At 45.5% G+C, this 12,724-nt stretch carries 8 protein-coding genes; 7 read left to right on the top strand and 1 reads right to left on the bottom strand.

Features of this window, described 5'->3' with window-relative positions:
* Positions 1 to 219: 219 nt before the first annotated feature.
* A complete protein-coding gene (locus YC6258_RS18110) occupies positions 220 to 483 on the bottom strand; it encodes a hypothetical protein (protein WP_044618177.1) in 264 nt (87 codons plus the stop codon).
* On the opposite strand from YC6258_RS18110, the gene YC6258_RS18105 reads away from it, so the two are divergent.
* From YC6258_RS18105 to YC6258_RS18075, 7 genes are all read left to right on the top strand, one after another.
* Positions 482 to 4,516, top strand: coding sequence for an RHS repeat protein (locus tag YC6258_RS18105; RefSeq protein WP_044618176.1), 4,035 nt, complete (start codon positions 482 to 484; stop codon positions 4,514 to 4,516). The genes YC6258_RS18110 and YC6258_RS18105 overlap by 2 nt on opposite strands.
* 12 nt (positions 4,517 to 4,528) lie before the next feature.
* On the top strand, positions 4,529 to 5,431 hold the full coding sequence (locus tag YC6258_RS27525; RefSeq protein ID WP_052830398.1) for an RHS repeat domain-containing protein: 903 nt from the start codon (positions 4,529 to 4,531) through the stop codon (positions 5,429 to 5,431).
* A complete protein-coding gene (locus YC6258_RS18095) occupies positions 5,428 to 6,132 on the top strand; it encodes a hypothetical protein (RefSeq protein ID WP_044618175.1) in 705 nt (234 codons plus the stop codon). The genes YC6258_RS27525 and YC6258_RS18095 overlap by 4 nt, the downstream gene beginning before the upstream one ends.
* 359 nt (positions 6,133 to 6,491) lie before the next feature.
* Complete coding sequence (locus YC6258_RS31025) at positions 6,492 to 7,571, top strand: transposase (protein WP_044618174.1); 1,080 nt, start codon at positions 6,492 to 6,494, stop codon at positions 7,569 to 7,571.
* Positions 7,572 to 8,315: 744 nt separating this feature from the next.
* Complete coding sequence (locus YC6258_RS18085) at positions 8,316 to 9,947, top strand: BCCT family transporter (RefSeq protein WP_044618173.1); 1,632 nt, start codon at positions 8,316 to 8,318, stop codon at positions 9,945 to 9,947.
* Positions 9,948 to 10,069: 122 nt separating this feature from the next.
* Positions 10,070 to 11,932, top strand: coding sequence for a DUF294 nucleotidyltransferase-like domain-containing protein (locus tag YC6258_RS18080; protein WP_044618172.1), 1,863 nt, complete (start codon positions 10,070 to 10,072; stop codon positions 11,930 to 11,932).
* Positions 11,932 to 12,678 carry a 3'-5' exonuclease gene (locus YC6258_RS18075; protein WP_044618171.1) on the top strand — a complete coding sequence of 249 codons (747 nt, stop codon included), beginning with the start codon at positions 11,932 to 11,934 and terminating at the stop codon, positions 12,676 to 12,678. The genes YC6258_RS18080 and YC6258_RS18075 overlap by 1 nt, the downstream gene beginning before the upstream one ends.
* Positions 12,679 to 12,724 lie beyond the last annotated feature (46 nt).

Genomic DNA, 12,724 nt, shown 5'->3' with positions numbered 1-12,724 from the left:
GTTGGTATGACCTGAATGCAGAAACTTTGGGTATTTTGGGATAGACGTAGACGGTACTCAGAGCCAGCAAACTATTTGCCAGGAATATGCGGCTTACGGGTAGTTTGGAAGCATTAGTGAGTTTTTGTGGGTCTGATGACCGTAAGGTGATTTTTGAGGGCGACCAAAACGCTTTTTTTTGTTCTATTCAATATCATCGATAGACAGATAAAAGTCGATTTACTTCACACAAAAAATGAGAAGATGGTTGTATTCAAGTGAGTGTTTCGTGCAAAATTGCAGAAAATTGACAACCACCTCTCCGTTGTTGTCTGTAGTTGGTTTTTCTATGAAGGACATGTAGATGTTGTCGATGGAACGGGTTGTCAGTAAGGATATATCAAGAGCTGTCTGCGGCTCCTCCGCTTTATCAAGTCCTCCTGAAACTATAACTGCTTTTTTGGCAGAACCCCCGCGAACATATAGATGAGTATACTTATCCATGCTTAATTTCTCCCAAAGCCGGCTTCGGTTTATTGTCTGTGTTTTTTCTGTTATGGCTGTTTTTAGTTCAGTCCGTGCGTTTGCTGTCGATGAAGTTTTGTATGAGGATACTTCTCCGGGGTTGGCGGATTTTCGGCCGACCTTTAATACCTCGTTCGAGGATTACGACCCATATACTGGTAAGTACCGTATGCATCATGCCGATGTCACCATTCCCGATAAGAGTGGCTTGGCTCTAAACGTGATGAGAACTCTGAATTGGAGTTTAGACAACAACCAGAAACCTATAGATAATGATAGTGATGGTGACATATTAGGTAATGAGTGGATGTTGTCATTTGGAGGGTTGGGTCAGGAGGTTCTGAGCAATGGGATTGTTTGGCCTTATTTCTATTCTGCCACTGGTCAGTCCCAGCAGTTTTATCCCTCGTCAATTGCTAGTGGTAATTCCTTGGGTATTTCCAGAGAGCTATGGACGGTTAAAAAACATGCTGTCTATAGTTATAAAGAAGAAGGCTCCAGGTATACAATTTACGACTATGAAGTCAACTCTCCAAATGGGCGTCAATATTGGTTTTCGGCTCAGTATGATAAATATTCCTTACCAGTAGATACTCCTAAAAAAGCCTTACTGACAAAAGTAACCGATGCTAGTGGCGCCTGGTATACCATTAGTTATGGCAAAATTATGTTGCGAGATGGAGCCGATGGAGATAATAAATCTCAAAGAAGAGAATTGACATACATTCAAAAAGTTACACACTCCAATGGTACAGTATTGAATTTTACCTATCAGAAATATTCTACAGGAATATTACGTGATGCAAGAGGGTTCTATTTGCTTAGCAATATCTCTCAATCTGGCCGAACACTGGTCAATTATAAATACATCAAGCAGGACGGATTTTATCGTTTATCGACAGTTTATTATGCAGATGGTTCTCATTGGAGCGTGGATGTCCGGAATCAACGGTATACATCCCCATTAGGAACTCATGTTAAATACTCTGACCAAAAACAAACTATTAATCGGTCAAAATACAAGCGCCTGAGTGCTAAAACCTTAGATATTCGAGGCTACGGCAGTATCTCCACTCAATATAGTTACTCTGATAATAATGATGAAGTATACGCGTATGAGAAGGGGAAAAACTATTGCTACGAAAACGTATACTACTCAAACTCTCAAAAAGATCTTTATCTGGCCGGGACCATAAAAAGAAAGATTATTTATGGAAGTAATGACTGTAAAAGTAATAAGCTGAGACAGACCGAATATCAATATCAGTCTATGAAAGTTTCAAGTGCTAATCAAAAAGTATATGTATCTTTTTCGCGCTTCCCGTTAAATTCATCCTCCAATACTTATCGCCCCTTAACCAAGCAAGTAAAAATCACAGATTATAAAAGCGATGGCCAGGATCAATATATAACCGACTATTCCGACTTTGATGGTTTTGGTAACCCCAGGAGTATTAGTGAATATTCCCGCTTTAAGTTTGGAGGTAGTAGTGCGTGGACTACAAACCCAACACGAGTTATCCGTCGAACTTATCGTAATATTGCTAATGATCAGCATTGGGTGATTGGACTATTGCAGACTGAATCCATTGACGGAATAAGTGGGGAAACCCGCTATGGTTATGATAATCAGGGCAGGATGGTCAGTAAAACGGCATACGGACATACCACGACATATGCCTATAATTCCATTGGCCAGATAACCTCCATAACAGACCCCTTAAATAACCAATACAGCTATTCTGATTACAAGCTTGGTGTGGCTCGTAATATCCGTGGACCTGAAGCATATAATGTGCGTAAAGAGGTTGATAATTACGGTAATTTACAATCTTTTACCAGGGTGTCCAATGGCGACGTTAATAGTATGACAACGGCATACAGTTATGATGCTGCCAACCGTCTGACAAAGGTGATTACAGCTCGTACTGATGATAGCGACTCGGATGTGAGTTATGTATATAACAGCCTTGGAATGAAAGTCGAGACCCAGCGTGGTGGGCAATCCATAAGCCAGTCACAACTTGATGGTTTAGGTCGGATTATAGAAGGCTATCAAAGTAATCGTAGTGCTACGGTGTATTACAAGTACGATGATAATGGGCGCCAGGTTTTCGTAAGTTATCCTGGTCAACAAAATAAAGGAGATTCTTTTGAGTATGACGCATTAGGGCGGGTGCTGAGTATTACTCATATCGATGGCTCCAGTATTCATTATCAATATTTGGCAGGTAATTCGGTGAAGCTCACAGATGAAGAAGGTATAACTACCCGGTATACCTATCTGAGTTATGGTAGTCCGGGAGAGCAATTCCTAATGACGACTGAAGCTGTTTCCAATATTAACGCTTATAGCGGATCTGTTCAGGAGTCTGACAAAAATGCCGTCACAAGGATCCTTCGCAATTCTCTTGGTTTAATCACACGTGTGGATAAACTGGAGAAAGATGCGGGTTTGGATACAAGTCCTAATGCCAGATTATTACTGTCACAAAAATACAACTATGCGGAAGACTGGCAGCTGAGCTCTTATGACGTGCCTGAGATCGGGGTTGTTGATGTCCGTTATGACGCAAATGGAAATCTTGTTTCCCAGCGTTATCCCGGGCAGGCTGCAAGTGTTTATAGTTATGATGGGCTTAATCGTTTAATTGGTTCGGACTTTGATAACGGTGCACTTAAATATGTATTGAATTATGACTCGACAGGGCGGTTAAAGAGTAAGGGTAGTGATAACAACAAATGGAGTTATACCTATGATCCAAATGGTAATCTTCAGTCAGAACGTCTGCAGTTATTGAATCACGGCAATAAGACCATCAACATCAACTATCAATATAATCAGTGGGACCAGTTAAAGCGAATAGAGTACCCACAGTCATTTAGCTATACCCTTGATATCGATCATGCCGGACGATTGTCTAAAGCTACTGCCAATTATCAACAGGATCATGTGGAGGTATTTAGGGCGCTGAGTCACGATGTATACAATCGACCCAACACTATCAAGTATCCAGGAATAAATGGAGCTGCTGTCTATACAATGGATGACCGTCAACGCCGTTCAGAGATTCGTGTGCCCGATGTTATCGATATCAAATATGTCTTCTACACGAATAACCAAATTATGCAGTTAAGTAATATATTGGAGAAAGGTAATGCCCGGTCGTTGCGTTATGACCAGCATGGTCAGCTGACTGCCGTCTACGGTCCTTCCTGGGCGAAAGGCAAAATTCGTTACGACGCATTGGGCAACATTGTGAGTAAAAATACGGGTGGTATAGACTTGACCTATGATTACAATTCACAGACAAACCGATTGTATGAGGTTAAAGGCGATTTGCCATATCAGTTTGATTATGACTCTGCGGGTAATGTCATCGCAAATGGTGAAGCCACCATGCAATACGATGCGCAACAGTTCATGACATCACTTAAAAAGGGAAATAACACTTACGGCTATGAGTATGACACTAATGGCAAACGAGTCGTAGAAACACTCAATGGTAAAGTTAAACGTTATTCCGTTTATAACAGTCAGGGACAACTGGTATACGAAGAAGCTGCAGACGGCCATCCAACGATTTACTTATATTCAGCCGGACAAAAAATCGCTTCCAATGAAATATGTAGCGATGTGGACAGCGATCATGATGGTTTATCAGACTGTAAAGAAACTCACTGGCAGCTCAACCCTCAGGATGGAACCGATACAGATTTTGATCACGATGGCTTGAGCTGGGCTGAAGAAATCAAAGCAGGTACCTTGCCATTTGATAATGATTATGACGATGACGGTCTGACGGATGGTCAGGAAGTTGCGTTAGGGTCTGATCCCCAAAATGTAGATACCGACGGTGATGGCCTGAGCGATGCAGAAGAAGTCAATCTATATCATAGTTCCCCCACCAGTTCGGACACCGATGGTGATGGAATTGCTGATGCAGAAGATAGTATGCCGAGTTATAACGCCGGCGCGATGGTTGCCATCATCAGTCTGATATTGCACTAAGGAGGGCAGGCTATGAGTATTTTGACACGTACTTTTCAGATATTGAGTTCGTTTTCAGTATCCCGACTGATGGTTTTGGCATTGTATTTTCTTGCAGCTCAGCCACAAGCCGAAATCCTGACCACCTACTACCATAATGACGCCTTGGGCTCACCGGTTGCAGCTACCAATGAACTGGGCAAGGTGATCTGGAAAGAAAACTACATGCCTTATGGCAGTAAGGTCGAAAATCAGGACCTGAAAACAAACAACCGTATCGGCTATACTGGTCATGAGCATGACCCGGATACGGGTTTGACGTATATGCAGGCCCGTTATTACGATCCGGTATTGGGGCGGTTTTATGCCGTCGATCCGGTGGGGTTTGTAGAAACAAACCCGTTGAGTTTTAATCGGTATGCGTATGCGAATAATGATCCGTATAAGTATGTGGATCCGGACGGACAACTGGCAATCAGGGCTGGTTTTTACAAGGGATATCATGGTGACTTTTGGTTGTACAGCGTCCGGCTAACCACCTCCAAACTGGATTATTATCGGGAAAACAGTGATGGTTTATCGGGCTTTGCCCGTTTGTTAGGTGATACGTTTGGAAGAATTCTGTCACTCAAAAACTTGCAGGACAAAGCTGCCGATTCCATCTATGGCGAACAAGCAGTCCCTGCGGAAGATTCCGATATCAACGATATCATCGCGTTAGATAAGAAGCTGGAAAAGTTCCTGCCTGAAAAAACCTTTATCAGTCAACCCCCATATCACAAAGAAGATATCGAAGACGCTATTAAAGCATTTAAACAATCACTCAGTCCGGAAGAGCGGAAAAAGTTCAATAAAATGTACGGAAGTAATATTGACGAAATGCTTAAAAAAGCACGAGACAATAATGGTTCAGGCAGTCAGGAAGAAGACGAATGATACATTTACTTCATATATTGAAAAGACAAAAAGGGCTGCTCAGTAGTGCGCTGATGTTGATAGTACTGTCATGTTCACAACAGAATGACATTGCTGAAGAGCCGCCTGGCTTTGAATCATTACTGATGCGCTTTCAGCAGGGCGACAACGATGCAAAGGCTAACATCATTGACAGGGCCGTGGTTGAAAATAGATGCGATCAAATTGCTTCTCTTGTTCACCAGGGGGCTAGATTGGATACAGTAAACGAAGCAGGTGGTAACCCTTTGACGGAGGCGCTACTGTTGGATCATTATGCCTGTGCTGATGCCATTATTACGTCAAGCTCTCCTGAGAATAATGGTATTGACTGGAAAGAACCAGATGATTCCGAAGACGGAAGTTACGATATTGTAGAGTTAGCAATTAATTATTCTTCGCCACCAGAAATATTTGAAGCTATCTGGTTGAGTAAATTAAGAACTAGAAAACCAAATGAAGAGGCCTTGTATAGTAGAGATATTGCAAGCAGTAACCGGGTAGATTTACTGAAAGTGATGGTCAAACATGGCCTTGATTTAAGCCGGGTGTTTGAGGATGGTTATACCTTAAGGAGAGAAGCGTCAGAAGAAGCGGCTGATCGTGTGGTTTATTATATTGATAAGACCTTAGGATCTGACACAAATAGCAACCCCCAGCCTCACGCTAATGCGGATAAATAACAGATAAAGGGGACGCATCTATTTTTGCAGCCCCGCTCCCTTCCAAAGAGCCTGCCAACAGGCTCTTTTATGTCCGATACCCGCCGAACCAACTACCGCCAGAGCCTGACCGCCTCAACCTCCCCATACGCCTGATTCAGCTGCCGTTCGGCCAGCCCAATGAAAGTAAAAAGGACACCCAAAAACTTGAATTCAATTCCCACATCAACTAACATCCAACACCATGACCAAACCCCGTAACGAACAAGTCTCTCTGGAAGAGACGTCTTTTTATCACTGCATGGTGCGCTGTGTTCGGAAAGTAAAAAGGACACCCAAAAACTTGAATTCAATTCCCACATCAACTAACATCCAACACCATGACCAAACCCCGTAACGAACAAGTCTCTCTGGAAGAGACGTCTTTTTATCACTGCATGGTGCGCTGTGTTCGGCGGGCGTATTTGTGTGGTGCCGATTCTGAAACTGGTGAGAATTTTGATCACCGCAAGCAGTGGTTGGTGTCGCGCCTGCGATTTTTATCCTATGTGTACGCCATTGATATCTGTGCCTATGCGATCATGAGTAATCATTATCATGTTGTATTGCACGTCGATCAGGCACGCGCTCAAAGCTGGTCGGATGACGAAGTGGTGGAACGCTGGTTGCAGCTGTACAACGGGGATGTATTGATCAACCGTTGGCTTGCGGCGCGTAAAACAATGTCGCCCGCCGAGTTGCAGGCCGTGTCGGTAACAATTGCTCAGTGGCGTGAGCGTTTGTGTTCCATCAGTTGGTTTATGCGCGGTGTCAATGAAACCATTGCCCGTATGGCCAATGAAGAAGACAACTGCAAAGGCCGGTTCTGGGAAGGGCGTTTCAAATCTCAGGCTTTATTGGATGAAGGGGCATTGCTGACCTGTATGGCCTATGTGGACCTGAACCCGGTACGGGCTGCCATGGCGGATGATCTGATCGATAGCGACTTTACTTCCATTCAACAGCGACTATTCGATTACGCCAAATACAAAACCACCCAAACCAAAACCGCTACCGAACAAACACTCACCAAGCGCATTACTCAACAGCGTCAACTTAAGCGTGAGTTAAAACTCGATCACTTGCCGGAATCTCCATTAATGCCCTTCAGTGGGCGTCAGCAGGATGCCATTCATGCAGCCCTTCCGTTCACCCGGGAAGACTATTTCGATTTGATTGATACCACCGGGCGTTGTCTGCGAGATGACAAACGGGGTGCTATACATCCTGACACTGAAAAACTGATCAGCCGACTGGGTATCGACCCGAATCAATGGCTGAAACATGTTCAGAGTTATGGTCGGTCGTATGGAGATAGTGCCGGCTCGCGGGTTTCGTTATTGCAGTATGCGGATCGATTTAAGCGTCGATGGAGTAAGGGAGTTAAAGTGTCATCTGAAAGTTACCTGAAGGCTGGGTGATTTTTTATGCTGTAGAGCTTGAAAATTTGGTTCGGTATCTTTCAAAAATATGTTTTGTTTCATGTTTGTCCTGATGTTGTACAGCCATAACATCATACTTTCCCTGTCTGCTCATTTGTAGTTGTTTTCGACGTTGCCACACAAATCAGCGATAAGTAGCCATGTGCCTGTTTATCACTGTCACCTTGGTCTTTCAAAACTGTTTTCTGAAAAAAAATTAACACGCCAATAGAATATCAAACCAATCGACTGACATATTTGTTCAATGGAAGAATGAATGTAATACGCTCAGGCTGTACATTGGATATCAGATATGTAGCGTATGAACAAAATCCGCATGAGAGCTTCGGAATTCCAGAATCAGTCTGTACCGATTGATTGGCGCTTCAGTGGATGCGTATACAAATATCAGACCCATCGCGGTGTTGACTCTATCCAATATCTCTCAAAAGACAGATTGCACCTGCAGATTGATTTTATTCTGAATCGGTTTTAGCAGGGTGGAATGGTCCATACATAGCCTGAAAAAACAGTCTATTTTTATCCTTGGCAGTTAATCGGGCCGCAGTTGACGGTGAAATATGGTATGGTTTTGCAACTTGCAGACCAGAAGGTCTGCGTCTTTCATCGGCTGTGGCTAAAAGCTGTAGCGATGGTTTTATGTCCGGAGCGATTCCGGATGCGTATTCGTCTGCGACATGCAGACTTCATGAATCCATGAAAAATAACGGGAGATAAGCTGCAATGGCTGATAAGAAAGATCCAATGATTCCTGATGGTGAGGTGAACCCTATCGACACCGATTATCAGGTTGGACAGGACAATATCATCGTGAATGTCGGGCCATTTGGCCTGGATATTCATAACCGGGTGTTTGCCATCTCTGGTCTGGCCGTGATTCTGTTTGTGGCCTTGACCTTGGCATTTCATGGTCAGGCTGAACCTTTCTTTAAAACAATCCGTAACTGGTTAACTGGGAATCTTGACTGGTTGTTTTTAGGTGCCGGCAATATCTTTGTCATAATCTGCCTGGTATTGATTTTCACTCCGTTGGGTAAAGTTCGCCTTGGCGGTACTGAAGCCACACCGGACTATAGTTATTCCGGTTGGTTTGCCATGCTGTTTGCTGCGGGTATGGGTATAGGCCTGATGTTTTATGGAGTATCTGAACCCTTATCGCATTTCGCAAGTTCGATGGGTGGAACCACTGTAGGTGCTGACGGTATACGTACTGATTGGGCTCCGTTGGGTGGTGCAGTTGGTGATACCGAAGCTGCGCATTCCCTCGCTATGGCGGCGACAATCTATCACTGGGCGTTGCATCCGTGGGCAATATACGCGGTATTGGCGTTGGGGCTGGCACTGTTCTCATTTAACAAAGGTCTGCCGCTGACCATCCGTTCGGTGTTTTATCCACTGCTGGGTGAGCGTGTATGGGGCTGGCCGGGTCACGTGATCGACATTATGGCGGTCCTGGCGACGCTGTTTGGTTTGGCGACCTCACTTGGTCTTGGTGCTTCTCAGGCTGCATCTGGTCTTAATTATTTGTTTGGTATTCCCCTGGGTGAGACCACACAGATTCTGCTGGTAATTGGTATCAGTGCGTTAGCGACTTTTTCTGTGGTTGCTGGTCTGGATGCAGGTGTCAAGCGACTGTCTGAAGCGAATATGGTGTTGGCCGCGCTTTTGCTGTTATTCGTTATTATCGTTGGTCCGACACTGGCGATTGTGACCGGCTTCTTTGAAAACCTGTGGTCTTATCTGCTGAACCTGCCAGCGCTGGCCAATCCTATTGCCCGTGAAGACAGCAACTTTGCATCTGGCTGGACTGCCTTTTATTGGGCATGGTGGATTTCCTGGTCGCCATTTGTGGGTATGTTCATCGCCCGCGTGTCTCGCGGCCGTACGGTGCGTGAATTTATAGTGTCAGTGTTGTTGATTCCATCGGCTGCATGCGTGCTATGGATGACTGTATTCGGTGGCACCGCTATCGATCAGTATGTACAGGATGGTTACAAAGCTGCCGCGGAGGCCGATTTGCCGTTGCAGTTGTTTGCTATGCTGGATGCGTTGCCGCTGGCACAGATTACCTCCTTTATCGCTATTATCCTGGTAATCGTATTCTTCGTAACATCATCGGATTCCGGTTCACTGGTTATCGATGTGATTTCTGCCGGCGGTAAGGTAGATTCACCCATTCCGCAGCGAGTATTTTGGTGTACGTTTGAAGGTTTGGTTGCCGTCGTACTCATTTTGGGTGGTGGTCTGGTTGCACTTCAGGCGATGGCGGTATCAACCGGTCTGCCATTTACTCTGGTGTTGTTGGTGGCTGCCTTTTCCATGATTAAGGGGCTGATGACGGAGCCTCGTAAGTGATAAACCTTTAACGGTTGAAACACTTCTTTTGAGGTTGAAAAAAGCGCGGTATTACCGGGCTTTTTTTGTATAGCTGCGATGTTTTATGCAGATATAGAACAGACGGAGAGAGCAGGAGAATTATGCAGGCAGAACAGATTGAAATTTTTGAATTCCTGCGACAATACCAGCCGTTTTCGGTGTTACCCGATGACGTTTTGCAACAGCTGGCCCAGGCCACTGATGTTGTTTATTTTAAAGCCGGTAGTCAGATTCTGGAATTTGGTGCGGAATTGCACGATTGGTATGTGATCCGCAGTGGTTCTGTAGAAGTTTACCGTCGTAATGGCGAACTTTATAACCGCCTCAGTGCTGGCGGATTTTTCTCTGAGTTTGGTTTGCTGCGTAACCGTCGAGTACGTTTTCCGGTAAAGGCATTGGAAGATACTTTACTGTATCTGATCCCAGCCGAGCTGTTTCTGAATACGTTTGAAGATCATGAAGAATTCGCCGATCAGGTGGAAGTAGAAGATAACACTCGTCTGCGTCAGGCCGTTGCAAGACGTGAAGATGCCAATGAACTGATGACCGCGCGCATTGAAACGTTGATCAGTCGCGAACCTGTGTTGCTACCTTATAGCGCCAGTGTACGGGAAGCTGCACAAAGCATGACCGAGGAAAATGTTTCAGCGCTGCTGGTTACAGATGAATCCGGCAACCTGCTGCGTGGCATTGTGACTGATCGCGATATTACCGGTCGTCTGGTCGCCGCAGGCCTGCCATTTGAAACATTGGTTACTGAGGTCATGACTGCCGAACTGGTGTGGGTGGAACATAATCAGCTGGTGTTTGAAGCCATGTTGAAAATGCTGCGTGATAACGTGCATCACCTGCCGGTATTGCGCAAAGGTAAACCGCTCGGCGTTATTACCTTGCCGGATATTATCCGTTATGAGTCTCAGAACAGTTTATTTGTGGTGCGCAGTATCTTCAGCGCCCAGTCCGTCGACGATTTAACCGCGCTCACCAGCGATGTACGTGCCTGCTTTCGGCGCATGGTTGCCGAGGACGCAAACTCGCGCATGATCGGCAGTTCAATGGCGGTCATTGGTCGTAGTTTTAAACAGAGATTGTTGGAGCTCGCAGAAGAAACGCTTGGGCCACCACCCGTACCGTATTGTTTTCTGGCCATGGGTTCCATGGCCCGGGAAGAACAGCTGATTGTGACGGATCAGGATAACGCGATTATTCTTGATGACAGTTTCGATCCGGCTCAGCATGATGATTATTTTATGAAACTATCGGCGTTTGTGTCCGATGGGTTGGCTGCCTGTGGGTATAAATACTGTACCGGAAATATTATGGCGACCAATGAAAAATGGCGTCAGCCCATGAAAGTCTGGGAGCAATATTTCAGTGAATGGATTGATCAGCCAACGCCACATTTTCTGCTCAACAGTGCCATCTTTTTTGATCTTGAAGGTGTCTGGGGTGAAACCCAATGGGCTGATCAATTAAATAAATTAATCCGTCGTAAAGCACTCAAAAACACCCGCTTTCTCGCCTGTATGGCTCGTAATGCCTTGTTGCGTACACCGCCGTTGGGTTTCTTTAAAAACTTTGTGATGGAAGCGGACGGCGATCATCATAAATCCATTAATATGAAACGCCGCGGTACGGCTCCGCTGGCGGATTTAATCCGTGTACATGCATTGTCGATTGGTTCGGGATCGCGTAATTCATTTGAGCGCCTGCAGGATATTATCGATGCCAAGATTCTTTCTCCTGGCAGCGGTCCTGATTTACGCGACGCACTGGAGCTAATTGCCATGGTACGTATCCGTCATCAGGCACTGGATCTCGATGCCGGTATTGAACCGGACAATAATATCGAACCGGAAAACCTCTCCGATTTTGAACGGAAAAATCTGCGTGACGCATTTCTGATCGTGGCAAACGCACAGAAATACCTGAAATTCCGTTATCAACCGGGGCGTACAGCCTGATGTTGTATTTACGTCCCAGTCAGATCAGCGATGAGCCAGATCATCACGCTCGCGATATCACGGTACGTAACTGGCCAGAGTTGTATGCGGAGTTGGCCAAACATGCCAGTTCTCCGTTGTTAAAGAAGTTTTATTCTGCCGGCCTGCCGTCAGCGGAAACGCCCATCAGTAAAGTGCCTTTATTGGCGATGGATTTTGAAACAACCGGGATGGATGCGGAGCAGGGCGATATTGTTAGCATCGGCGTAGTACCGATGACACTGGAGCGAATTCATAACCGCGATTCCTGTCATTGGATTGTACGTCCGCGTTCGCGACTGCATGATGATTCGGTGGTGATTCATGGTATTACTCACAGTGATATCGCCGGGTCGCCGGATCTCACCCATTATCTGGAGCCATTGCTGGAACTGATGGCCGGGCGTGTGATGGTCGCCCATTACCGTATGATGGAGCGTAATTTTCTGTATCATGCGCTATTGCGCCGTATTGGTGAAGGCATTCGTTTCCCGATAATAGATACCATGACACTCGAAGCCTCCGTTAATCGCCTTGGTTTCTGGCAGCGTCTGAGGGGCCGAAAGCCTGGGTCGTTGCGTCTGGCCGATGCCCGACAGCGTTATCATTTGCCTTTCTATCACCCCCATCATGCCCATACAGATGCGCTTGCCTGCGCCGAGCTACTGCAGGCTCAAATTGCCACGCACTTCAGTGAACAAACACCGCTGGGCGAACTCTGGCGTTAGACTGACAAAACTGCGCCATTCCCATCCGCTTAAAACGACGATGTCC

Origin of the sequence: Gynuella sunshinyii YC6258 (assembly GCF_000940805.1) — a bacterium.
In the GTDB taxonomy this organism is placed as follows: Bacteria; Pseudomonadota; Gammaproteobacteria; order Pseudomonadales; family Natronospirillaceae; genus Gynuella; species Gynuella sunshinyii.
The sequence above is the reverse complement of the archived record's forward strand: the minus strand, read 5'-3'. Positions and strand labels throughout refer to the sequence as shown.